The following is a 26,379-nucleotide window of genomic DNA, read 5'->3' as shown; positions in this document are numbered from 1 at the left end:
TTAAGCCTGCTCTTCTTTGCTAAGTGCTCTTTGCTTATAAGCAGCTTTCAGCCTAGATTGTCTCAAAGTTACAGAAGGCTTGATAAAAGCCTGTCTAGATCTTAATTGACGAACAGTACCTGTTTTATCAAATTTTCTCTTGTATTTCTTTAAAGCTCTGTCGATGGATTCACCATCTTTAACTGGAATTATTAACATATTTTACATCTCATTTTGGATTGCAAAACTAGACATTTTTTTTTACAACACAAAATATATTGCCATAAAGAACCGCTACTCTACCTCAAATATTTCAATAAACCCAGTATTAAAGGTAGTTAACGTATAATAATATTTTTATCCACAATCATTAAAATATTCAGGTCCTGACATCTTCAACCTGTTACTCTACATACCATTATCATTAAAATCATCCATATTAATGAAATGTAAACAAAAAGCATTACCTTTGCATTCACTTTATTCATGGGGTTGACTGGTTTCGACAGCAAGACCAATGGGTAAGTAAGCATGCAGAGAACCGTAGCGCGATCTCTATAATCCCTTGCTACAAAATTTTAACTGGCAACGAAGAGTTCGCTCTTGCAGCTTAATATCGAAGTATAGTAGATCAAGCGTTTTCCCGAAGATTTCAGTAGGGAAGCAAGATATTCCACAAATGCTCTGTTCTGCGGCGTTTGATCCTGGGATATAGGAATGCGGAAATAAGGCTTTAGAAGCTTTGGCTAAAGCTCGAAAACTTCAGAAGATAAGCCGGAAGTTGGGTGTCTATCCTCTGCTTTCAGTCGAAAATTAATGGTAGAATAAGCATGTAGAAAGCTTATGTATTGCTTGTTTGGACGAGGGTTCGAATCCCTCCAACTCCACTTTTAATAAAAAAGGTCCTTTTTCAAGGTCCTTTTTTTATTTTATTATACCATATAGATATTAAAACGAAATTTTCAAAATTTCATCATCCAGTTATTGAGGTCTTCATTCGAAGGAATATCCAGTTGTTTTCTTAATCTGTTTTTTTTGGTTTCAATTCCCCGAATAGTCAGGTGATTATAATGAGCAATTTCTTTTGTAGAAAAATTGAGCCGGAGCAATGCACAAAATTTAAGCTGTCCTGAAGTGAGAAAAGGATACGTTTCTGATAGTTTTTTATAAAACTCCGGATAAATCTCTTTAAATCTTGGAAGAAAAGCAGGATCATCTGATTTTGCTAATTGAACTACTTCTTCAAAAGCATCATTCATTTTATCTTCCAAATCAGAAATCACCACTTCCTTTTGTTTCTTCTCCTTTCTTTCTTTTCGGTATCTTTTAAAGTATCTTACGGCATAATAGACCATGATCAATAAGACGCTTAAAGTAAAGCCTAAAATAAGATAAAATCTACCGGATTGCTTTTTGCTTTTTTCATTATCCCGTATTGATTCTTTATTTACAGCCATTTTTTCAACATTACGCAAGCTGTCATCAAGTTTTTTATATTTATCTCTGTAAAACAAAGAATTTTTATAATCTTTTCGTTTTTCATAAACAAGAGCCAGGTTATCATAAACATCCTTCAATTGATAAGGTCTTGCACTCAATTTTGTAATAGGTAAAGCTTTCTTTAAATAGAAAAGAGCACTATCCTGTTTATCACTCTTATAATAATAAGAACCCATATTACTAAAAATAAAACCCACATTTACCGTATCTTTTCTTGAGATGGAAAGCCTCAATGCTTTGCGGCTATAGTAACGTGCAGAATCAAGTTGATGAACTTCGGAAAAATACATCCCTATATTAGAATACATTGAAATTAAGGATATTTCTTTTTTATCTTTATCCTGCATTTTGTTATACCACTTCAAACTTTCTTTAAGATAAACTAATGTACTTTTATCATAAGGTAGCCTCATTTCACTTTTGAGAATAACCAGATCACTAAACAATGATCCTTTTCCAGCAAACATCTCATCTCCTTTTAGTTTTGATGCTTTTTCAAGGGCTTGCTTAAACAAACTTTCCGATTTATTATAAACTCCCAACTTCATATAAGATATTGCCCTCATACGAATAGCCAGCATTTCAAAAAACGGATAACCAAGTTTATGAGCATAATCTTCCAGTTTTAGAGAATATTCTATCAGTTTTTCGTATTCTGCCAGATCATAATAAACAGTTAAAGCACGATACATTGCATACATTTCTTCTTTCTCATACCCACCTTCACCAGCAATATCAACATATTTAAGAAGCAGTTGTAAAGCTTCCTTTTTATTGGTCATACTAAAAGCCGCTATTTTACTAAGACTATCTATTTCTTTTGGAGTATATTTTTGTCCTAAAAGATGTACAGAAACAGAAACTGTGAAAAGCAGAAAAAGTATTTTCTTTAGCATAGTATTAATGCATATTTATGATATAAGTAAAGTTAAAAAAAAGACTTCACTTTAAATAAACCTCTATAATTTAATTTGCAACCTAAAACAGCAAATGAATAAAAGGAAATATTTTATGATGAATCACCGCAATGAATCTTCCAGAGATTTATTGATTTTACGTAAATGCTCCTCTTTCATATACTGTAATACAAAAATTTGGATTACTACTTTTCCGGCAGTTTTACTTTTAATAAAAATCAAAAGTTTTTTTGCAGCAAAATCCACTTTGGCAGAATGAATTTCAGTTAAAGGAATTTCTACCTGCCTGTAAAACATCAACAGGGATCCTATACGTATTGGATGAAATTCTTTTATACTGAATACTGCTTCAGAATTTTCTATTTCAATATATCTCAGATTAAGCAGCAGAAACAGAAAAAAAATGATTATTACACAGACAATAACCTGAATACAATATAAATATAAGAAACTTACAAAAAGTAAATTGAATATTATCAATATAAAGAATCCTAATACAATACTGAAAAAATAAAAATACATCCAACGATCCACCTTTTTTTTATTATTTATTCTGATCATAGTTTTGTTTAGAATTTAAAATAGTGGCTGCCATAGCAGCCACTATTCAAATACACATATGTAAAAAATGAAAAAAAAATCCAGAATTAGTGTACCACTTTTATAAAATCACCTGTTCTGTACAACGCCCCAATAGGTAACCCCGCTGCTATGGCGGCTGCATTATCTGGAAGATCACTACATCCCTCAATCAATGCAGGCGTAAGATCTGCTGCCTGCTTTACTACATGAAGTGGCGCAGCAGGAGCATTAACCCCAATACCCACTCTTCCTTCGAAATAGTTTTTGGTATCCACCCCTTTAGAATATAAGTTATAACTAGTCGCTGCTGTTCCTCCGGTAAAAGTAAAGTCGTCAATATAAATACCATATGCATTAGCAGGAGTAGCATTCCTTGCAGCTCTATTAATGTGAAGCCCATAAAGATTGGTAAATTTATTATTGGCCGCGGTTCCTGTCAAATTAATCTGGCTTCTCAATCCTGCTCCATAAGTAATATTTCTAACCCCCGTACCCTGAGTATACAAAGCAGCATCAATACCCATAGCTTCAAAAGAGGTTATATTACCCGCTCCTGCAAGAGTTACCCGCATTTGTGCTCCTTTTATATCACCGCTTACAGTAAGTGATTTTCCAGCAGCTGTATTGGCAGATAAAATAGTATTATAAGATCTGATATACGATGCTGTAATATCATTAGTGTTTGCAATAATATTTGGCGAGGTATTAAAAGCATACATTTGAGATATATTTCTATCGCTAAGGCTAATTGAGTTATTCACCCCATAATAAGAAGAAGACCCTGAAGATGCCGATGATGCAGTAATAGAGTTATTCAATCCATAGGTTGAAAATGATCCAGATGTAGAACTGTCATAAATTTGATTATTGAATCCAATCTTAGACCCTAACCTATTACTAATCAAATTATTGTCAACACCCATTGAATTTCCCGGATCTCCTGAGTTTATAAATTCCATAACCTGAAGATTAGCAGTTGGTGAAGCTCCGGGATCAATTCCTATTCCTATTTTACCCATCTGATAAATATTTTGGGTATTGGCAGAAGCCTGGGTACTGGTTCCTGAAACATTCCAGGGTTCTTGCCCTCCGCTTGTTAAGGTTTTCCATAAACTACCATCAAAATAATAGTAACCAACAGCAGTTACATTGGCTGTTTTGGTTGTTGTATCAACGGGGAGTAATGCCTGAGTAACATAAATAATAGTTCCGGTTTGTGGAACATCATAATTGGCATCTTTTGCTTTAAGTTCAGCTCCTGTTAATCTTGGAGCAATAAAACCATCAGTTTTTGTAAGATCTGCAGGAGCGGATGTTACGTCCAGCGTTGCTTTAGGAGTTGTAGTATTGATTCCGACCTGTCCATACGCAATAGAGGAGACAGCAATAGTTGCTGCTAGTAATAATTTTTTCGTCATAGTGTTTGAAATTAAAAGTTGTTTACTAAACTTTTTTGTTTGAATAATTTTTGGCAAAGTAAATTTCAAATACAGACAACATGCAAAAAAAGCACTACTTCAAATCTACGCCAGTTTCACAACTTATTGAAAATCAAAACAATTATTCAACAACACATAACATTAACCAACTCAGTCAAAATGATAAGCCTTTCTTTTAATTATTAAAATTGAACTTTAAAAATCTAGAATATAAGATCATTTTAGAAGCTGATATTCTCATTAAAAATGAATTTTTCAAATTAAAAGACAGATTAACCACTACTGCACAAGAACAGAATATCATCTTACAATAGTGTATAGATTTTATGAGAAACAATTCAGGTTTTGGAATACTGAAATCATTTCAAATTAATAAAATGATGATAAATAAAGAAAATAGGAGCTTAAAAAACAGATGGTATTATTTTAATCATTGACTTTTCAATTTCGCACCAACAGACATCTTAACATAACCATCTGAAAACTAAAAGACTAAAACCAAACAATCTAAAATGAAAGCTTCTAGTCCACAAAAAAGACTAAAAAAATGTTTTATCGTAAAGAATTTTATATATTTGCACCATCTAACAATTAAAAAAATAATTTACTATGTCAGACATTGCATCAAGAGTAAAAGCTATCATCGCTGATAAGCTTGACGTTGAAGAAACAGAAGTAACTCCTGAAGCTAGCTTCACTAACGATTTAGGAGCTGATTCACTAGATACAGTTGAGTTAATCATGGAATTTGAAAAAGAATTTAATATTCAGATCCCTGATGACCAAGCTGAAAAAATTACTACTGTAGGACACGCTATCGCTTACATCGAAGAAGTAGTAAATAAATAATATTCTTCAACAAAAAAGAAATTAAACAAAGTTTATGGAATTAAAAAGAGTAGTTGTAACCGGATTTGGAGCAATAACACCAATAGGAAATAATGCAAAAGAATACTGGGAAAATCTTGTAAAAGGTGAGAGCGGTGCCGCTCCGATTACTCTTTTTGATGCCACAAACTTTAAAACAAAGTTCGCTTGCGAAGTGAAAAATTTCGATCCGTTACAGCATTTCGATAAGAAAGAAGCTAAAAAAATGGACCGAAACACTCAATTGGGGCTTGTTGCTGCCAGAGAAGCAGTAGCACATTCTGGAATTATTGAAGATAATGTAGATAAAAACAGAGTTGGAGTAATCTGGGGTTCCGGAATCGGAGGATTAGAGACTTTTGAAACTGAAGTGTTAGGATGGGCCAATACGGAAATTCCGAGATTCAACCCGTTCTTTATTCCGAAAATGATTGCGGATATCACTCCAGGACATATCTCTATTGAGTATGGTTTCCACGGACCTAATTACACTACTGTATCTGCATGTGCATCTTCAGCAAACGCTATAATTGATTCCAAAATGCTGATCCAGTTGGGAAAAGCAGACGTTATTGTGTGCGGAGGCTCTGAAGCAGCCGTTACAGCAAGTGGTGTCGGTGGATTTAATGCAATGATGGCACTTTCTACAAGAAATGATGATCCCCAAACAGCTTCAAGACCTTTTGACAAAGACAGAGATGGATTTGTGTTAGGTGAAGGAGCGGGAACTATTATTCTTGAAGAATATGAGCACGCTGTAAAACGTGGTGCTACAATTTATGCAGAATTATTAGGAGGAGGTTTAAGTGCTGATGCACATCACATGACCGCCCCACATCCTGAAGGCCTTGGTGCTTATCTGGTAATGAAGAGTTGTCTGGAAGACGCAGGCTTAACTGCTGATGAAGTAGATCATATCAATATGCATGGTACTTCTACTCCATTAGGAGACATCGCAGAATCCAATGCAATCTCAAAATTATTAGGCGAGCATGCTTATGACATTCAGATTAATTCTACAAAATCAATGACTGGTCACCTTTTAGGAGCTGCAGGTGTCATTGAAGCTATTGCTGCATTAGGAACTATTATTCATGGTACTGTTCCTCCTACCATCAACCATTTTACTGATGATGAAAATATTGACAGCAGACTAAACTTTACGTTTAACACAGCTGTGAAGAAAGATGTAAAAGTAGCCATGAGCAATACTTTTGGATTTGGCGGGCATAACGCTTGCGTTCTATTTAAGAAAATCTAAATTCAATGAATGGAGTTACAGAAATACTTTTCTAAATTCCTTCTCAAAAAAAGAAAAAGACAACTAACGGAGAGAGAGTATTTTCTCAGTACCGAGCTTAAAAAAGTATTGGGTACAGAGGTACAAAATATCGCTCTTTACCGCGAGGCTTTTTCTTTGAAAAATTCTTCTAAAAATCAAGACAGCAACTACGAAAGACTTGAATTTTTGGGAGATTCTGTTTTGGGTACAATTATTTCTTGTCATTTGTTCCAGACCTATCCTCAGGCTAATGAGGGATATCTGACACAGATGAAATCTAAGATTGTTAATAGGAAAAACCTCAATAAATTAGGAGAAGACCTCAAGCTTACCACCCTTTTGCAAAAGCAAAACAGTTCTTCGGCTTTGGGCGAGAATATCTCTGGAAATTTATTTGAAGCCTTAATCGGTGCCGTTTATTTAGACTTCCATTATGATACCTGCAAAAGGATTATTTTGGAAAAATTGCTGACCCCTTCCGAAATCAATAAGCTTGAAAACAAAATTGTAAGCTATAAAGGTCTCCTGCTCGAATGGAGCCAGAAGAAGAAGGTGAATATAAAATACGAAACCTGCGAGGAAATACAAGCTAATAAATCTGTCGTATTTAGGTGCCATGTATGGCTGGGAGACGAAAAAATTGCTAATGCAGCGGAGACTTCCAAAAAGAAAGCAGAGGAAAAGGCAGCACAGAGGGCATTTTATATTTTAAATAAAAAAGAAAATATACTTGGAAATTCAAAAACTTTATGATCTTGATGATATAGAATTTGAAGATATTGCCATAGGATTGGTAAGATTAGCCAAAGATATACCTGCTCATGAGTTTTTCTACAAAATAAATCAAACAAACAACCTCTGTTTTTCAAGAAAGAAAGATCTTGTCTTTCATGGAGGGTATTATGATTATTTTTTCCCAAGATATGAGGCCTACCACAAGTTTTCAAAGACCGGTTTTACCTTCATTTCAAATAAATCTTCTGAAAGTAAGCAAAAAAAAATTCAGACAGAACTCTTTACAGAAGAAGAAAACATTAAATTTTTATTAAATAATCAGGTAGATGTGGAATATATTCTGCATAGTTCGGAACAGTTTCCTGATTTTTCCGTAATTTTGCTCCCTGAAAATCTTGTGTTTCCAATTCAAGATTATACACTGAGTTCTGAAGAGGAACTTTATCAAATTATCCAGTATTATGAATAAGTATTTAAAGAAGACAAAAATTATCGCAACACTAGGGCCTGCTTCATCGTCGAAGGAGGTAATGTTAGATTTAATGAAAGCGGGTGTTGATATTTTCAGAATAAATTTTTCCCATGCAGATTACGACTTAGTTCGAACAAATATTGAAATAATTAGAGAGCTCAACAGCGAGTATGGTTATTCAGTAGGAATTCTGGGAGATCTTCAGGGCCCTAAGCTGAGAGTGGGAGTTGTAAAGGAAGGGTCTTACCTGAATCCAGGTGATATTCTTACCTTCACCAATGAAAAGATGGAGGGAGATTCCACTAAGGTGTACATGACGTACCAACAGTTTCCACAAGATGTAAAAGTAGGGGAAAGAATCCTTATTGATGATGGGAAACTAATGTTGGAAGTTATCGAAACCAATGAAAAAGATACTGTAAAAGCAAAAACCATTCAAGGAGGTCCTTTAAGTTCTAAAAAAGGAGTGAATCTACCTAATACGAATGTTTCTCTTCCCGCTTTGACAGAAAAGGATGTTCAGGATGCTAATTTCATGCTTGACATGGAAGTTGACTGGATTGCTCTTTCTTTCGTACGTCATGCCCAGGACATCATTGACCTAAAAGAATTAATTGCAAACCATCCAAACGGTAAATTCAAAACGCCGATCATTGCGAAGATTGAAAAGCCTGAAGGTGTTAAAAATATCGAGGAAATCCTTCTTGAATGTGATGGATTAATGGTAGCTCGTGGAGACCTTGGAGTGGAAGTTCCAATGGAAGAAGTTCCTGCTATCCAGAAAAACCTTGTAGAAAAAGCAAGATTCTATTCTAAGCCGGTGATCATCGCTACCCAGATGATGGAAACTATGATCAATAGCTTAACGCCAACAAGAGCAGAGGTAAATGACGTTGCCAACTCTGTATTGGACGGAGCTGATGCGGTAATGCTTTCCGGGGAAACTTCCGTAGGTAGATATCCGGTACAGGTTGTGGAAAACATGGCTAAAATTGTAAAGAATATCGAAACTACTCATTTTTACCAGCACAAAAATGAGCCAATCGAGAAAGATTATAACTGTATTGATGAGAGATTCATTACAAACAGGGTTTGTCTTGCAGCAGTAAGAATTGCAAAAACAACAAATGTTTCTGCTATCGTAACACTTACTCATTCCGGTTATACAGCTTTCCAGCTTGCGGCACACAGACCAAATTCTCATATCATTGTATACAGTGGCAACAGAAGAGTAATCGCTATGCTGAATCTTCTTTGGGGTGTTCACGCCTATTATTACGATATGAAAAAGTCTACTGACGAAACAATCATCCAGGTAAATATGTTAACGCATAACTACGGTTATATTGAATCCGGAGACTTTGTAATCAACATCAATGCTACTCCATCATATGAAGGAGGAAAGACAAATACATTGAGATTGACTACAGTATAAGCAATAAGCAATAAGCAATAAGCAATAAGCAATAAGCAATAAGCAAAATTACTTTTTGCCCAAACAGATAAAAAAACTCCCGGAAATCAATTTTCGGGAGTTTTTTATTTATAATCTATTCGCAGATCTTAATTACCTACAATCGTCTTAGCGGTTACAAATTCTTTTAAAGCTAATAGAGACAGCTCTGTTCCATATCCTGAAGCTTTTGATCCTCCAAATGGAAAACGTGGATCAGAACTTGTCATTCTGTTGATATTAACGGTTCCAGATTCAAGGTTTTCAATAAAGAATAACTGACGATCCGTATTTTTAGTCCATACAGAATTGGAAAGTCCAAAAGGAATATCATTCGCCATCTGTAAAGCTTCTGCATCAGTTTTTGCAATCATAACCATACCCAGAGGTCCGAAAAGTTCTTCTTTTAAAATTGGGTTTCCTTCCTGAACTCTGATTAAACCTGGTTTAAATTCATTTTCAGAAACTCTTTCCAAAGGAATGATAATTTCCGCACCACTTTCCAATGCTCTGTTGAACTGAGCTTCCAGTTCATCAGCAAGATCCGGTCTTGCCATTCCTGCCAGTTTTGTTTCTTTATCTAAAGGATCTCCAATCTCATATTTTTTATATTCTTCAATGAATATAGGTAAAAACTTATCTTCGATTTTTTCATCAATAATAAATCTTTTTGCCGCAGTACAGGTTTGTCCGCAATTTTGAAGTCTGGATTTTGCTCCAGCTTTTGCTGCTTCCTCAAAATTGGCATCTTCGAAAATGATAAAAGCATCACTTCCACCTAATTCAAGCAAAGATTTTTTGATATTTAAACCAGCGATTGAAGCTACTTCTCCTCCAGCTTTTCCGCTACCTGTAAGGCTTACTCCTTTTACAGCATCATGTTCAAGGATTTCCTTTACAGCTTGATGTCCTACTTCAAGATTCTGAAAAATCCCTTCCGGAAAACCTGCCTCCAGAAGAACTTCTTCAATGGCGTTTCCACTTCCGAAACAAATTGAAGCATGTTTTAAAACGATTGTATTTCCAGCTAAAATTGCAGGAGTTGCAAATCTCAGTACCTGCCAAAAAGGAAAGTTCCACGGCATTACGCCTAAGATTACTCCTTTCGGAGCATAGTGAACTTCAGAATAAGCAAATTCTGACTCTACTTTTTCGGGTTTTAAAATATTTTCAGCCGCGGCATAATAATTCATCATTAAAGCGCACTTTTCCACTTCAGCAATCGATTCTGAAATGGGTTTATTCATTTCTGTTGTAATTATTCTACCAAATTTCTCCGAATTATTCTTTAAAATTTCTGCTGCTTTTGCAATTAACTTCTGCCTTTCCTCAAACGGCACTTTTCTCCACACTGAAAACGCTTTATCTGCTTTAATAAGCTTGCTTTCAATTAATTGTTCCATAATATAAATTTCTGTTTTAAATTCAGCTAATGAATTTATGAGCGCTTTTATTTTAAAAGCACGGTGAAATCAGCAAATTCCATTCCTTAAGGGTCAATAAAATAATGATTTTCTCTATCGGAAGAATATAACTTTATCTTAAATCATTAGCCATTCATTCACAAGACATGCTGCCAGTCTTGCTGTTCTGTCCTGGATATCGAAAGAAGGATTAACTTCTGCAACATCCAATGCCAGCAATTTTTTATTTTTTAAGATATGTCTGTAAAAATGCATAAAAGCTGTATCTGCAAAGATACCATTATATGCTGCTGCCGACACTCCGGGAGCAATTGATGCATTAAAGACGTCCATACAAATAGTAAGATAGGCATAATCTACACTGTCCAGCAATTCATCAATACGCTGATAGATGGATGTAAGATTTTCAAAAAATAATTCGTCTGCCAGGATGTATTTCATTCCATACTGATGGGCTGTATCAAAAAGCTTCAACGTATTGGAATTTCTCTGAATTCCAATATGCAGAGAATTGATTGGGCCTTCCTGAGCAATCTGCCAGAATCCGGTTCCTGAGCTTGGTCCTACTCCTTTTTCAGGCTGTCTGTTATCAAAATGAGCATCGATATTAATAATGCCTATTTTCTGTTCCGGAAAGGCTGTTTTTACGCCTAAATAATGAGCATACGTAACTTCGTGGCCACCACCAAGCACAAGAGATTTTCCTCCTTTTAAAAGTACTTTTGAGACATTTTTGGCAAGATTATTCTGCGTATTTTCCAGATTGCCGTCTTCACAGGTAACATTCCCAAAATCCAGCATTGAAAAGTCAGGAAGAATCACCGGAAAATTAGACATATTTTTCCTGATCACATCCGGAGCATCTTTGGCTCCCTGACGGCCTTTGTTTCTTCTTACTCCTTCATCTACAGCAAAACCATGCAATGCAAAATCTCCTATAGAGATGTTGTCGTAATTACGCTCTTCTTTTACTCTTTGAAATAATCTGTGATAGAGAAGTTCTTCTCCGTCCAATCTGCCTTGCCAAATGTTACTCATTATTCAGTCATGTGCCTATTGTCTGTCCTTCAATCAGCAGCAATTTGGAACCTGCTGATTAAAGAGCAAATATGGTTAATGTATAATTTTAAATCAGATTCCCATCAATGTACACATGTTCAGCTTTTAAGCTTCCCTGATTATAAAGTACATTTTGGAAATTATTGGTTTTGAATGTGACAAAATCTGCTTTTTTCCCTGCTTCCAATTGTCCTCTGTCTTCAAGATTCAAAGCATATGCAGCACGGAAAGTCATTCCTGCCAACACTTCAGCAGTAGTAAGCTTCTGGAAAGCAGCCAAAATAGATGCCTGGGTAATTAAATTTCCCATCGGAGCTGAACCGGGATTCCAGTCACTTGCAATCGCTACAATAGCTCCTGCATCTAATAATTTTCTTGCGGGAGTAAATTTCTCTCCCAGTCCTAAGCTTGCTCCCGGAAGAGCTGTTGCCACGGTATTGGATTCTGCCAGAAATTGAATATCTTCATCTATTGTTGCTTCCAGATGGTCTGCAGACTTCGCTCCCACTTCTACTGCAATTCTTGAGCTTCCGGGGGTAAACTGATCTGCATGTACGGTAATTTCAAAACCTAATGTTTTTGCTTTAAGCAAGAATTCTTTACTTTCTTCAGGCTGAAAAGCCGACTTCTCGATAAAGATATCTACTCTGCTTGCCAATCCTTCTCCTTTTACTTTCGGCAAAATTTCTGTGATGATATATTCAAGATATTCCGGATTGCTTCCTTCAAAATCTCTTGGTTTTAAATGGGCAGAAAGACAGGTAGGAACTAAAGTTGCGTTAGTTGCCTCCTGGGCTTTTTTAATAATTCTAAGCATTTTCAGCTCATTTTCCACATCCAGACCGTAACCGCTCTTCACTTCAATAGTAGTAATTCCCAAATCAACCAAAAAGTTGATTCTTTCTATCAAAGTTTTCAGTAATTCTTCTTCTGAAGCATTTCTTGTGTGTTGTACAGAACTCCAGATTCCGCCGCCGCTTTCTGCAATTTCCAGATAGGTTTTCCCTGCATTACGCATGGCAAAATCATTAGCGCGGTTTCCTCCGAAACAAATATGAGTGTGTGAATCTACAAAGGCAGGAAGAACAACCTGTTCTCCTTCAATCTGTTCAATTTCTATGCTGGGATTTTCTGTTTTTAATGTTTCAAAATTTCCAACTTTCTGAATGGTATTCTGATCTACTACAATTCCTCCGTCTACAATAATTTCCAGCTGCTCGTCGGAAAGTTTTCCTCTTAATGGTAAGTTAGCAAGCGTTACCACCTGCTTAAATGGTCCTATTAATTTCATTATTTTAAAGTTAGTGCGATGTTTAGAGTCAGTTGATTAATTCATCAAATCAGTACTTGTCTGCTAAACAGTCAAAATTTTATTAATTTTTATTAATAATTTCTCCTCTCAAAAATACTTAAAATATCCCAATTATTTAAATCTTAGCCGTTCTCATTTTCAGCCTTGGCTTAAACCTCTGTGTCAATCTTAACGTTTTCTCAATCTGCCCTTCAACCTTAGTCTAAATTTGCTATCTTTGAAGTAAATGAAATGAATTAATGCCAGATTTTTTACATCCGGATAAGGAAAACTACTCAAACGAGGAGCTGATGCAGGAAGAACAGATCCGTCCCCAGAGCTTTAAAGATTTTGCGGGACAGAGAAAAACGCTGGAGAACCTTGAAGTATTTGTTACTGCTGCGAAAAGACGCGGCGGAGCATTAGATCATGTTTTATTGCACGGTCCGCCGGGTCTGGGTAAAACCACTCTGGCCAATATTATCGCCAATGAACTTGGTGTAAACTGTAAGATTACTTCCGGTCCAGTATTAGACAAACCTGGAAGTTTAGCAGGCTTATTGACCAATCTTGAAGAAAATGATGTCCTTTTCATTGATGAGATTCACCGTCTTTCTCCTATTGTAGAGGAATATTTATATTCTGCAATGGAAGATTACAAGATTGATATCATGCTCGAAACAGGCCCTAATGCCAGAAGTGTACAGATCAGTCTGAATCCTTTTACTCTCGTAGGTGCCACTACAAGAAGCGGTATGCTTACGAAACCAATGCTTGCCCGATTCGGGATTCAAAGCAGACTGGAATATTACTCTATTGAACTTTTATCAATGATTATTCAGAGAAGTGCAAGAGTTTTGGGTGTAGTCATTTATGAAGATGCTGCCTTAGAAATTGCAAGAAGAAGCCGTGGAACACCAAGGATTGCGAATGCATTATTGAGAAGAGTACGTGATTTTGCAGAGATTAAAGGAAATGGTGAAATTGAAATCAATATCACCAAATATGCCCTGAACTCTCTGAATGTGGATGAGTTTGGTCTGGATGAGATGGATAATAAGATCATGCGTGTCATGATTGAGAACTTTAAAGGAAAGCCGGTTGGTATTTCTGCTCTGGCTACGTCTATTGCTGAAAATCCTGAAACACTTGAGGAAGTTTATGAACCATTTTTGATCCAGGAAGGGTTTATTATCAGAACTCCAAGAGGAAGAGAAGTGACTGACAAGGCTTACAAACATTTGAATATTACAAGACCTAAAAATCCGGGAGAACTTTTTTAATTCAAAGTTTTTGGTTTAAGGTTAATAAGAATTTATTAGTTTATGTTTATACCTAAATTATACAGAAGTGAAGATTTGAATGTGATGAGAGAGATCATCAAAGAAAATTCTTTCGCATTACTTATTTCTTCTGTTGATAAGATAAGAGCCACTCATTCCATGATGATGCTCAATGAAGATGATCCTGAAAATATTTATATTGAAACGCATATTTCAAGAGCAAATCCGCAGGCTAAAACCTTAAAAAACGGTGATGAAGTTCTTTGTGATTTTTTAGGTGCCCATACTTATATTTCAAGCAGCTGGTATGATCATATTAATGTCTCCACCTGGAATTATGAAGCCGTACAGATTCATGGAAAGGTTGAATTAATGAACCACGATGAGCTGTATGCCCATTTGGATAAATTAACATCCAAATATGAAAACTTCCAGCAATGTCCAATGATGGTGAAAGATATGGGAAGGGAATTTGTAGAAAAGGAAATGAAGGGTGCTTTTGGGATTAAAATAATTCCAACCGAAATATTCATCAAACAAAAACTTTCTCAGAACAGAAAAGAGAATGATTTTAACAACATCATTACTCAGCTTGAACAATCTGATGATAACGCAAGAAAAATTGCGGAGAAAATGAAAGCAATAAAGAAATAATCAAAATATACATATGAAGTTATATCCTATACAATGTGGAAAATTTAAACTGGACGGCGGTGCTATGTTCGGAGTCGTCCCGAAGAGTCTGTGGGAAAAAACAAACCCGGCAGACGAAAAAAACCTAATCGAGCTGGGAACCCGTTCTCTGCTTATTGAAGACGGAAAAAAACTGATCCTGGTAGACTGCGGTCTTGGTAACAAACAGGATGATAAATTTTTCGGACACTATTCTCTTTGGGGAGATGATACTCTTGATAAGAATCTTAAAAAATATGGCTTTATAAAGGAGGATATTACGGATGTATTCCTTACTCACCTTCATTTCGATCACTGTGGTGGTGCTATTGAATGGAATGACGACAGAACCGGATACAGACCTGCCTTCAAAAATGCCAACTTCTGGACGAATGAAAATCACTGGCAGTGGGCAACAGAGCCTAATGCAAGAGAAAAAGCAAGCTTCCTGAAGGAAAATATTATGCCGATGCAGGAAAGCGGACAACTTAACTTTTTGCCACTTCCTACTACCGGAAACTACGGTTTCGCTCCGGATCTGAAGATGGATGTCATCTTTGTAGACGGCCATACTGAAAAGCAGATGCTTCCCGTGATCCAATACCAGGAAAAAACAGTTGTTTTTGCTGCAGACCTTATTCCTACGGCAGGGCATATCAACCCGGTATATGTGATGGGATATGATACCAGACCTCTTTTAACAATGGAAGAGAAAGGAAAGTTCCTGAAGCAGTGTGTAGATAATGAATATTTACTGTTCTTTGAACATGATGCTCATCATGAACTGGCAAGTCTTAAAATGACTGACAAAGGGGTAAGACTTGATGAGACGTTTAGCTTTAATGATGTTTTTGGATATTAATTATAAATCATGGAAGAATTACATTCAGAAACACAACAGGCTGAACCGGAACCAGCACCCAAGATCATAGGTTTAACAGGCGGAATAGGCTCAGGAAAAACTACAGTAGCCCATTTTATAGAGGAATTCGGTTTTCCGGTTTACTATTCCGATGACAGAGCTAAAGCGATCGTTAATGAAAGCGAGGAGCTGAAAATAAAAATCAAAGAACTTCTTGGTGAAGATTCTTATGATGAAAACGGATTGTATGACAGAAAATTTGTTGCCGATAAGGTTTTCAGTAATAGAGATCTGCTTCAGCATTTAAACGAAATCATACATCCTGCGGTAAAGATTGATTTTGAAAACTGGGTCAAGAAACAAAGTAAGTATTTAGTTTTTAAAGAAACAGCTCTTTTGTTTGAACTAAAACTTAACAGGCAGTGTTATAAATCTCTTTTGGTAACTGCTGAGGATAATATCAGAATTAAAAGAGTAATGGACAGGGATAATAAAACCTATCGCGAGGTAGAAGCTGTCATGGAAAAACAAATGCCTGAAAGGGATAAAATTAAAATGGCAGATTGTATCGTCTATAACAACACCAATCTGGAAGAATTGAAAGAACAGACTGAAAAAGTGATTTTCAGTATTGAATAAAATAAGAACTCGTTAGGAACTTTTCTAACGAGTTTTTTTATGCAAAAAATATTTCTGAGGATATTATTCCATTGATATGATTTTACAAAAAATAAACCTCCATTGCTGGAGGCTTATTTTATCTGAAATTTAAATGTATTTATTCTTTGATAAATTTCTTCTGAACAGTGTTACCATTGTCTTCGATATCGATCACATAAACACCGTTAATTAATTTGCTTACATTGATCTGGTTGTTCAGTAAGATACCATTGGCGATTACCTGTCCTGTTGCATTGTAGATCGTATATTTAGCTCTCTTGCTGATATTCTTCACAAACAATACTGAACTTACAGGGTTCGGATAAATCATGATACTCGTCTGATCAATTGGATTAGCTGCAATTGGTTTAGAGATTCTTACCGTGTAATCCTCTACTTCTCCATTTTTGAAGTCTGTACAGTTTACCGGAATACCATCTCTTGACATCGCTACTCTCATGACAACATACTTGTAGTCTGTCATACTTACGAATGCATCTGCCGGCACATTGAACTTACCTGATACTGGACTGTTTGAATTTGGTGAAGAAGTGAATACTCTTTCGTTGATATCAAACTCTCCGTTTCTGTTGAAGTCAATCCAAACTGCAATGCCTTCGTTATAAGTTGTTCCCGTCCATTTCTTCTCAATGATGATCTCATTATCTGTAGATCCCTGAATCATTTCGATGAATGTTTTAGGAACTCCTGTGTAATCGGTATACGTAGATGCTCCTGATTCATTCTCCATCGTTTTCTTACCCGTAGGCTTCACGGTTACTTTAGAAATATGTTCTCCTGTAGAACTTCCTGACTTCATCTTACAGTAGATTACTGTAGGGGTTGTAAAGTAGTATGGAGGAGTGTAATTCCCTGGAGTACCACTACAGATATTCACTACCTGCATTTCATATTTCGTTAATTCTGTAAGACCTGTTAATACCAGGTTATTAACTATTGATGGTACTTCTGTCCAGCTTGGAATACCTACTTTTCTATATCTAAGAACATATGTTGCTCCCGGGAACGGATCCCACTGGATCGCTGCTGATGTAGGAAGCAATTGTGTAATTGTTAATCCCGGAGGAGGAATCTGGCATATTCTTTCTGTCGTAAATACTTTAGGGTTAGAATATGGATTCAATGTAGTTTCTCCGTTACACTGGTTAGCAATCTGTACTTCATACGTAGTATATGGTTCCAGTGGAGTGGCACTTCCTAATACATAAGTGTTAGCAGGAGCTGCCGGTAAGCTTACAATATTCCATGTTGTAGTTCCTACTTTTCTCCATCTCATCGTATACGTAGAGCTTGCTGCAAGCGGAGCCCATGTAATCAACGCTGTGGTTGGAGTAATATTACTTACTGTTACATTAGGAGGCGTAGGATCACATCTTGTCGTGAAAGTCTTAATTGGTGTTGCTGTTCCTACAATATCTCCACAAATAGCTGCCACTTCTACTTCATAAGTGGTAGCTGGTGTCAATCCATTGATCACTAATGGAAGATTACCCAATTGTGTTGAAGCATATACTTGCGTCCAGGCAGTTGTTCCCTGAACTCTGTATCTTACCACATAACTTACTCCTGATCCAGTAATGGTAACAGTAGCTGATGTATGGGTAGTGGTAAAGGTAGGTGCATTTGGTGTTGCATTGCTGCAAGGTCTTATTTTTACCCTGTAATCTTCTACTTCTCCATCTACTGCATTCTGGCACATAACAGGAGCACTTGTACGTTTTACCACAACTCTCATTGTTGTTGTTAATGGTCCCGTATAAGCTGTTGAAGGAACTGCAAAAGTAGCAGTAACCGGTGTAGTTGTGTTGGCAGGAGAAATTAAGATTCTCTCAGCATCCGTAAACTGCCCATTTCTGTCAAAGTCGATCCATGCCGTTACAGCATCATTTCCTGTTGCTCCAGTCCAGCCTTTCGCTACAGAGATTTTATTATTTTGAGAATTTACATCTAAAGTAATAAGGGTCTCAGGTGTAGTATAACTGATATAGTTGGTCTGTACTGAAGTATTATTCATTGGTGGAACTCCAAGGTTCGAAGAGGTAACCGTTACATTCGAAATATGGTCGTTAGTTCCGGAACCTGTCATCTGACAATAAGCCAATGGCGGAGTCGTAAATGCTACTGAAGCTGAGTAAGCTCCTGTAGAACCTCCACATGTTGTTGAAACCTGAACTTCATAATTCGTCTGTTCCGTAAGACCAGCGATTCCGTAGAAGTTCTGACCTGCAGGAATGGTAGCAGTCTGCCAAGCTCCACTTGGTGCCACTCTCCATCTTACAGTATAAGTAGCTCCAACAGTAGAAATCCATGATACAGTTGCATTCGTTGCAGAAATATTATTGACTGTAATACCAGTTGGAGGAGCTGTTGTACAGGTTTGAGAATCTACAAATCTTACCGGATAATCCTCTACTTCTCCCTGAGTAAATGTTCCACAAGGGGTGTTTGTACTACTTGTACTCATTACAACACGCATACGGGTTGGCTGAGTTCCTGTATATACATTTCCACTTGCGATAGTAGGTACAGGGAAAGTAGCTGTTACAGGAGTGGTTGTACTCGCTGTAGTATTCAGTACCCGCTCGCTTGTTTCAAATGTTCCGTTTCTGTTAAAATCGATCCATGCTGAAATTCCGTAAGAACTGCTGGAACCTGGCCAGTATTTGTTCACAGAAATTTTATTTGTATTTCCTGAACCTCTTTCCAGGATAATTACTTTTGTAGGGTCTGTTGTATAATCTTTGTAACCATCCGAACCTGAATTATTAAACATAATAGGCGCATTGGTAGGAGTAACAGTTACATTATTAATATATCCGCTTGTTCCTGTATTCCCTGTTGGATTAGCCGTACAATAAGTAAGAGGCGGAGTAGTAAAGTTCACACTTGGTGAAAATGCTCCTGTAGTACCACCACAAATAGTAGCCATCTGAACTTCGTATTGAGTCTGATCTACTAAGTTACTTAATAACTGGCTGCTTGTAAGCGGAGTTGTAATGTTGATTGTCGTCCAAGCTACGTCTGTAACCTTTTTATATCTCAATGTATAAGTTGCTCCTATTGCAGGAATCCAACTTACAACAGCTGAACTTGCAGTAAGGTTTGAAACGGCAATATTACTAGGTGGAGCTGCAGAACATGGCTGTAGGGCAATAACACTTAATGTAAAGTCCACATAGTTACCATAAGGAGCAGGCCCACAAGAAGTAATAGTACTTAATTCCGATGTTGCCATTCTTACTCTGTAGTTACCGGGAGCCTGTCCCGCTGTAATTGGAATAGTAGCCGTTGCTGTTGCTACATAGCTGGTAGTGGCAAGAATAGTTTCACCAGGACCATTGAAATTCATATCATTATTCCAGTCAACCCAGACATAATAGTAATACGTATTATTTCCTGCTGCTGCAAGATTCACTGTTACAGATGTACTAGGAATTGCAGAAACAACAGTCGCAGAATTATTTACATACGCTGTATAGCTGTTTGCAGTATAATTCAAGTTTGCAATACCTCCTGTTGTTGTAATATTATTCAGATAATACAATGTACTTGAAGTACCACCTGTAGGTACACAATATCCTGTATAGAAAGAAAGAGGTCCTTTCCATGTACTTTGATCCGTTGCACTACATCTTGCTCTTACCCATGCATAATACGTTGTGTTAGGAGTAAGTGGAGAAAGTGTTGCAGTGGTTCCGGAAGGAACGTTTTGTGATGGTACAGTTGCCCCTGTTGGAGCCGTATTACTTGTACTGTAATAAATATCATACCCTCCTGCTGGCACATATCCAAAACCAGTCCAGTTCAATACTGCACTTGTAGGGGTCACCGTACCAATAGATAATGATCCGGTTGCAGGCATAGGCGGACATGTAGCAGGGGTAGTAAATGTTATTGATCCTTTCCATGTACTTTGATCTGTTGCACTACATCTTGCTCTTACCCATGCATAATACGTTGTGTTAGGAGTAAGTGGAGAAAGTGTTGCAGTGGTTCCGGAAGGAACGTTTTGTGATGGTACAGTTGCCCCTGTTGGAGCCGTATTACTTGTACTGTAATAAATATCATACCCTGCTGCCGGCACATATCCAAAAGCAGTCCAGTTTAGTACTGCAGTTGTAGTTGTTATCGTACCCATGGATAATGACCCGGTTGCAGGCATAGGTGGACATGTAGGAGGTGTACTGAATGTTATTGGTCCTGACCATGCACTTTGATCTGTAGCACTACATTTTGCTCTTACCCATGCATAATACGTTGTATTAGGTACTAATGGTGAAAGTGTTGCAGTGGTTCCGGAAGGAACGTTTTGTGTTGGAAGTGTCGCCGCTGTAGGAGCAGTGTTTGTGGTACTGTAATAAATATCATATCCTCCTGCAGGTGCAGATGAATAAGCGGTCCAGTTTAGTACTGCGCTGGTAGCCGTTATTGTTCCCGTAGATAAAGTTCCACCCGGAGGCATAGGTAAACATGTAGGCGGTGTACCAAAAGTTAATTGAACATTTGGTCTGTTCGCAGTTACCGTACCATTCCCTGCAGGTGCAGTAGTATCCGCTTCGAAATACATGTGACTTGCCGTGGCAGTGCTATATTTAAAGCCCGCTCCGGCAGTTCCTGAGCCTCCTCCGGAACCTCCATAATTGGTTTCAACTAAAACCATAAGATTATCTGTTCCATTGTAAGTGTATGGAAGCTGTAATTGGAGTGTGTTCCATCCAACCGCAAGGCTGGTTACGTTTGCGCTATATACTAATGTAGCTCCAGTAGTTACCGTATTCCAGTTTTGAGCTGTAATGGCTGTCGTAGTGGATGGTACGGATTTTAAATAAACTTTTACCGGGAAGGTAATATTCATGGTTGCAGTAGCCTCCCATCCTACGGATAAGATACTTCCTCCACCCGGAGTGTTTATTTCTGCAGCAGTATATAGCGATGCAGATCTCTGATACCCATAGTAGGGCGTCAAAGGATATCGCTGCGTACTGGTTCCTGTCCCAATGGTTACGACCTGGGCATGCAATGAGAGCCCAAAGATCAAACCTAGAAACAGAATTAAAGAGGTAAAGAGTTTCTTCATAATGTTTTGGTTAGATATATATGTTAATCTTTACAAAATTAATTATATTTTTATCAATAACCAATTAGATTAAGTAAATCATTAACATATACCAATAAAAGAATAACTCTAATTATTCTTTCATACTTTAAAACAGTGATTTAATCGAAATTCACAAAGAAAATCAGTAATTTTTATAAAAAAATAAGCCTCCATTGCTGGAGGCTTATTTTATCTGAAATTTAAATGTATTTATTCTTTGATAAATTTCTTCTGAACAGTGTTACCATTGTCTTCGATATCGATCACATAAACACCGTTAATTAATTTGCTTACATTGATCTGGTTGTTCAGTAAGATACCATTGGCGATTACCTGTCCTGTTGCATTGTAGATCGTATATTTAGCTCTCTTGCTGATATTCTTCACAAACAATACTGAACTTACAGGGTTCGGATAAATCATGATACTCGTCTGATCAATTGGATTAGCTGCAATTGGTTTAGAGATTCTTACCGTGTAATCCTCTACTTCTCCATTTTTGAAGTCTGTACAGTTTACCGGAATACCATCTCTTGACATCGCTACTCTCATGACAACATACTTGTAGTCTGTCATACTTACGAATGCATCTGCCGGCACATTGAACTTACCTGATACTGGACTGTTTGAATTTGGTGAAGAAGTGAATACTCTTTCGTTGATATCAAACTCTCCGTTTCTGTTGAAGTCAATCCAAACTGCAATGCCTTCGTTATAAGTTGTTCCCGTCCATTTCTTCTCAATGATGATCTCATTATCTGTAGATCCCTGAATCATTTCGATGAATGTTTTAGGAACTCCTGTGTAATCGGTATACGTAGATGCTCCTGATTCATTCTCCATCGTTTTCTTACCCGTAGGCTTCACGGTTACTTTAGAAATATGTTCTCCTGTAGAACTTCCTGACTTCATCTTACAGTAGATTACTGTAGGGGTTGTAAAGTAGTATGGAGGAGTGTAATTCCCTGGAGTACCACTACAGATATTCACTACCTGCATTTCATATTTCGTTAATTCTGTAAGACCTGTTAATACCAGGTTATTAACTATTGATGGTACTTCTGTCCAGCTTGGAATACCTACTTTTCTATATCTAAGAACATATGTTGCTCCCGGGAACGGATCCCACTGGATCGCTGCTGATGTAGGAAGCAATTGTGTAATTGTTAATCCCGGAGGAGGAATCTGGCATATTCTTTCTGTCGTAAATACTTTAGGGTTAGAATATGGATTCAATGTAGTTTCTCCGTTACACTGGTTAGCAATCTGTACTTCATACGTAGTATATGGTTCCAGTGGAGTGGCACTTCCTAATACATAAGTGTTAGCAGGAGCTGCCGGTAAGCTTACAATATTCCATGTTGTAGTTCCTACTTTTCTCCATCTCATCGTATACGTAGAGCTTGCTGCAAGCGGAGCCCATGTAATCAACGCTGTGGTTGGAGTAATATTACTTACTGTTACATTAGGAGGCGTAGGATCACATCTTGTCGTGAAAGTCTTAATTGGTGTTGCTGTTCCTACAATATCTCCACAAATAGCTGCCACTTCTACTTCATAAGTGGTAGCTGGTGTCAATCCATTGATCACTAATGGAAGATTACCCAATTGTGTTGAAGCATATACTTGCGTCCAGGCAGTTGTTCCCTGAACTCTGTATCTTACCACATAACTTACTCCTGATCCAGTAATGGTAACAGTAGCTGATGTATGGGTAGTGGTAAAGGTAGGTGCATTTGGTGTTGCATTGCTGCAAGGTCTTATTTTTACCCTGTAATCTTCTACTTCTCCATCTACTGCATTCTGGCACATAACAGGAGCACTTGTACGTTTTACCACAACTCTCATTGTTGTTGTTAATGGTCCCGTATAAGCTGTTGAAGGAACTGCAAAAGTAGCAGTAACCGGTGTAGTTGTGTTGGCAGGAGAAATTAAGATTCTCTCAGCATCCGTAAACTGCCCATTTCTGTCAAAGTCGATCCATGCCGTTACAGCATCATTTCCTGTTGCTCCAGTCCAGCCTTTCGCTACAGAGATTTTATTATTTTGAGAATTTACATCTAAAGTAATAAGGGTCTCAGGTGTAGTATAACTGATATAGTTGGTCTGTACTGAAGTATTATTCATTGGTGGAACTCCAAGGTTCGAAGAGGTAACCGTTACATTCGAAATATGATCGTTAGTTCCGGTTCCTGTCATTGTACAGTAAGACAAAGGCGGAGTCGTAAATGCTACTGAAGCTGAGTAAGCTCCTGTAGAACCTCCACACGTTGTTGAAACCTGAACTTCATAATTCGTCTGTTCTGTAAGACCTGTAATTCCGTAGAAGTTCTGACCTGCAGGAACGGTAGCAGTCTGCCAGGCTCCACTTGGTGCCACTCTCCATCTTACATTGTAAGTAGCTCCAACAGTAGCAACCCATGATACGGTAGCGGTAGTTGCTGCAACGTTATTTACTACAATATTTGTTGGAGGAGCTGTTGTACAAGGTTGAGAATCTACAAATTTAACTGCATAATCTTCAACTTCTCCCTGAGTAAATGTTCCACAAGCGTTAGCATTATCATAGTATCTCATTACTACACGCATACGGGTAGGAAGAGTTCCTGTATATACATTTCCACTTGCCACTGTAGGTACAGGGAAGGTAGCTGTTACAGGAGTAGTTGTACTATAAGTACTATTAAGAATTTTCTCACTTGTTTCAAATGTTCCGTTTCTGTTAAAATCTACCCATGCTGAAACTCCATAAGATACAGGAGTACCTGGCCAGTATTTGTTTACAGAAATTTTATTATTTGCAGAACCTCTTTCAAAGATAACTACTCTTGTAGGGTCTGGTGTATAATCTTTATAATTGTCTGATCCGGAATTACTCAACATAATAGGAGTATTCGTAGGAGTAACAGTTACATTATTAATATATCCACTCGTAGCCGTATTGCTTGAAGGACCTGCCGTACAATAAGTAAGAGGCGGAGTGGTAAAGTTCACACTTGGTGAAAATGCTCCTGTAGTACCACCGCAGACAGTAGCTATCTGAACTTCATATGCAGTCTGTTCTAATAATCCTGTAAGTAATTGATTACTTATTAAAGGAGTATTTACAGTAATCTGCTGCCAAGTACCAGAAGGTGAAACTCTGTATCTTACAATATAAGTAGCACCTGTAGTTGATGTCCAAGTAACGTTAGCCGAAGAAGGAGTTACGTTATTTACAGTAATATTTGAAGGTGGAGCTGTAGTACATGCTGATAAGTCAATAAGCTTAACAGCATAATCTTCAGTTTCACCATAAGAATAAGTACCACAAGCATTAATAGGGCTATACTCATTCATTACAACACGCATTTTGGTAGTCAGGTTTCCAGTATATACATTTCCACTTGCAGTGGTAGGTACAGTAAATGTTGCCGTAACCGGAGTTGTTGTATTACTTGGTGAAGTTAATACTCTTTCGGAAGCCTCAAAAACACCATTACGGTTATAGTCAATCCAAACTCCTGTTAAGAAGCTATACTGATAATCTGGCCATACTTTCGATACAGAAACAGTACCTGTACCTCCTCTTACCAAAGTAACCAATCTTGTAGGATCTGTACTATAGTCTGTATAACCACTTTGACCGGAGTTACTCATCATGGAAGGCGCTCCCTGTGCATTCACTGCAACCTGGCCAATATATCCATCTATATAAGTACTTGTAGCAGCAGAAGCACAATAACTTAATGCCGGGGTCGTAAAGTTTACACTTGGAGAGAAGGTTCCTGTAGAACCTCCACAAACAGTAGCTACCTGAACTTCGTATGCCGTCTGTTCCGTTAATCCGGTAATAATCTGGTTCCCTACCAAAGGAGTTGTGACATTAATTGTAGTCCACGGTCCTCCGGATAAAAGTCTGTATCTTACAACATAAGTAGCACCAGCAGATAAATACCAGCCTACATTAGCTGAAGTTGTTGTAAGGTTTGAAACCGTAATGTTAGTAGGAGGTGCTGCTGAACAGGCCGGCAGCGCATGACTTTCAAACTGCACTCTAGGAATATCTGCAAGTCTGTCCTTTGCTGCAGGTGGTGCAGCCGGATCTGGATTTGCAGAATCTTCATAATAAATCATCCCTCTGTTTGCCCCTGCATTATAAGATCCCCAAGCCGTACCTGGTGAAGATGCATAGCCTGGAGTTTTTTCATTTACAGCAACCACAAGATTGTCTGTTCCATTCCATAAAAATGGTGTTGCCAACTGAAGAGTTACCCAGTTTCCATTTGTTAAAGTGGGTAAAACTCCGGCATATACCTGAGTGAGGGCACTTAAAGGAACCCAGTTTGTAAGGGAGGCAAAGTTATTCTGGGTGGTGTTTCCCATGTATACTACCCAATCCTTATACACATCCTGAGAGGTTGCAACGGTGGTAGAATAAAACTTTATTGCCGTGATATAGGTCGACGTACCAATGGCAGTCGAAACTTCCGAAGCAGTATAAATCTGCTGGGAATAGCTATACCCATAATAGGAACGTATTGGGAGATACACTGAGGTACCCGTTCCTGTCCCGATCTGGCCTGCCTGAGCCGAGACTTTGGATACAAAGCCTGTGCAAATCAAACAGAGAAACAGAATTAAAGAGGTAAAGAGTTTCTTCATAATGTTTTTCATTATAATATTAATCAGACAAATCTAATCATTTTTTATTATTAATTTATAGGTACATTCAGGTTTTTTTTGAAAAAAAAATATATTTTAATCACTTATGCTTTAAATAAAGAAATCCCCGGGGATTCCC

The 26,379-nt window shown here is 37.5% G+C and carries 17 protein-coding genes and 1 other RNA gene; 10 read left to right on the top strand and 8 right to left on the bottom strand.

Translation table 11 applies throughout. From position 1 onward, the window contains the following. Positions 1-198, bottom strand: a complete 198-nt coding sequence (gene rpsU / locus LKL37_RS10865; RefSeq protein ID WP_047379266.1) for a 30S ribosomal protein S21 — start codon at positions 196-198, stop codon at positions 1-3. 269 nt (positions 199-467) lie between these two features. On the opposite strand from rpsU, the gene ssrA reads away from it, so the two are divergent. Continuing rightward, positions 468-869: a transfer-messenger RNA gene (ssrA, locus tag LKL37_RS10860) on the top strand. Between the two features lie 72 nt (positions 870-941). On the opposite strand, the gene LKL37_RS10855 is transcribed toward ssrA, so the two are convergent. Then, the gene (locus LKL37_RS10855; protein ID WP_431610601.1) at positions 942-2,375 is read right to left on the bottom strand and encodes a transcriptional regulator; all 1,434 of its coding nucleotides are present in this window, start codon (positions 2,373-2,375) and stop codon (positions 942-944) included. A 668-nt stretch (positions 2,376-3,043) separates the two neighbouring features. Continuing rightward, positions 3,044-4,396, bottom strand: coding sequence for a hypothetical protein (locus tag LKL37_RS10850; RefSeq protein WP_431610600.1), 1,353 nt, complete (start codon positions 4,394-4,396; stop codon positions 3,044-3,046). A 630-nt stretch (positions 4,397-5,026) separates the two neighbouring features. On the opposite strand from LKL37_RS10850, the gene LKL37_RS10845 reads away from it, so the two are divergent. The 5 genes from LKL37_RS10845 to pyk are packed head-to-tail and all read left to right on the top strand — an operon-like array spanning position 5,027 to position 9,208. Further along, positions 5,027-5,266: an acyl carrier protein gene (locus LKL37_RS10845; protein ID WP_002976354.1), complete on the top strand. Its 240-nt coding sequence runs from the start codon at positions 5,027-5,029 to the stop codon at positions 5,264-5,266. Positions 5,267-5,300: 34 nt separating this feature from the next. Continuing rightward, the gene (fabF, locus tag LKL37_RS10840) at positions 5,301-6,545 is read left to right on the top strand and encodes a beta-ketoacyl-ACP synthase II (RefSeq protein ID WP_431610599.1); all 1,245 of its coding nucleotides are present in this window, start codon (positions 5,301-5,303) and stop codon (positions 6,543-6,545) included. Positions 6,546-6,554: 9 nt separating this feature from the next. Further along, the gene (rnc, locus tag LKL37_RS10835) at positions 6,555-7,319 is read left to right on the top strand and encodes a ribonuclease III (protein ID WP_431610598.1); all 765 of its coding nucleotides are present in this window, start codon (positions 6,555-6,557) and stop codon (positions 7,317-7,319) included. Continuing rightward, on the top strand, positions 7,297-7,770 hold the full coding sequence (locus tag LKL37_RS10830) for an IPExxxVDY family protein (protein ID WP_431610597.1): 474 nt from the start codon (positions 7,297-7,299) through the stop codon (positions 7,768-7,770). Before rnc ends, LKL37_RS10830 begins: the two co-directional genes overlap by 23 nt. Next, positions 7,763-9,208, top strand: a complete 1,446-nt coding sequence (gene pyk / locus LKL37_RS10825) for a pyruvate kinase (protein ID WP_431610596.1) — start codon at positions 7,763-7,765, stop codon at positions 9,206-9,208. The genes LKL37_RS10830 and pyk overlap by 8 nt, the downstream gene beginning before the upstream one ends. 128 nt (positions 9,209-9,336) lie before the next feature. Here the strand turns inward: pyk and LKL37_RS10820 are convergent, their stop codons facing one another. The 3 genes from LKL37_RS10820 to hutI all read right to left on the bottom strand — a co-directional run bounded on the left by LKL37_RS10820 (position 9,337) and on the right by hutI (position 13,000). Beyond that, positions 9,337-10,629: an aldehyde dehydrogenase family protein gene (locus LKL37_RS10820; protein WP_431610595.1), complete on the bottom strand. Its 1,293-nt coding sequence runs from the start codon at positions 10,627-10,629 to the stop codon at positions 9,337-9,339. Between the two features lie 138 nt (positions 10,630-10,767). Further along, positions 10,768-11,688, bottom strand: a complete 921-nt coding sequence (hutG, locus tag LKL37_RS10815) for a formimidoylglutamase (protein WP_431610594.1) — start codon at positions 11,686-11,688, stop codon at positions 10,768-10,770. Between the two features lie 88 nt (positions 11,689-11,776). Further along, complete coding sequence (gene hutI, locus LKL37_RS10810) at positions 11,777-13,000, bottom strand: imidazolonepropionase (RefSeq protein WP_431610593.1); 1,224 nt, start codon at positions 12,998-13,000, stop codon at positions 11,777-11,779. Positions 13,001-13,260: 260 nt separating this feature from the next. On the opposite strand from hutI, the gene ruvB reads away from it, so the two are divergent. The 4 genes from ruvB to coaE are packed head-to-tail and all read left to right on the top strand — an operon-like array spanning position 13,261 to position 16,456. Continuing rightward, the gene (ruvB, locus tag LKL37_RS10805; RefSeq protein WP_431610592.1) at positions 13,261-14,283 is read left to right on the top strand and encodes a Holliday junction branch migration DNA helicase RuvB; all 1,023 of its coding nucleotides are present in this window, start codon (positions 13,261-13,263) and stop codon (positions 14,281-14,283) included. A 42-nt stretch (positions 14,284-14,325) separates the two neighbouring features. Beyond that, positions 14,326-14,937, top strand: coding sequence for an FMN-binding negative transcriptional regulator (locus LKL37_RS10800; RefSeq protein WP_431610591.1), 612 nt, complete (start codon positions 14,326-14,328; stop codon positions 14,935-14,937). Positions 14,938-14,950: 13 nt separating this feature from the next. Then, entirely contained in the window at positions 14,951-15,817 is an 867-nt protein-coding gene (locus tag LKL37_RS10795; RefSeq protein WP_431610589.1) for an MBL fold metallo-hydrolase, read from the top strand. A gap of 9 nt (positions 15,818-15,826) precedes the next feature. After that, positions 15,827-16,456 (top strand): dephospho-CoA kinase, encoded by a 630-nt coding sequence (gene coaE, locus LKL37_RS10790; RefSeq protein ID WP_431610588.1) that lies wholly within the window; start codon positions 15,827-15,829, stop codon positions 16,454-16,456. A 139-nt stretch (positions 16,457-16,595) separates the two neighbouring features. On the opposite strand, the gene LKL37_RS10785 is transcribed toward coaE, so the two are convergent. Together LKL37_RS10785 and LKL37_RS10780 are read right to left on the bottom strand one after the other, a co-directional pair. Beyond that, positions 16,596-21,575 carry a GEVED domain-containing protein gene (locus LKL37_RS10785; protein ID WP_431610587.1) on the bottom strand — a complete coding sequence of 1,660 codons (4,980 nt, stop codon included), beginning with the start codon at positions 21,573-21,575 and terminating at the stop codon, positions 16,596-16,598. A gap of 231 nt (positions 21,576-21,806) precedes the next feature. Then, the gene (locus LKL37_RS10780; protein ID WP_431610586.1) at positions 21,807-26,240 is read right to left on the bottom strand and encodes a GEVED domain-containing protein; all 4,434 of its coding nucleotides are present in this window, start codon (positions 26,238-26,240) and stop codon (positions 21,807-21,809) included. Between the last annotated feature and the right edge of the window lie 139 nt (positions 26,241-26,379).

This window comes from Chryseobacterium sp. 'Rf worker isolate 10', assembly GCF_050753305.1.
Lineage (GTDB): Bacteria > Bacteroidota > Bacteroidia > Flavobacteriales > Weeksellaceae > Chryseobacterium.
This window is presented reverse-complemented; position numbering and strand designations above follow the sequence as displayed.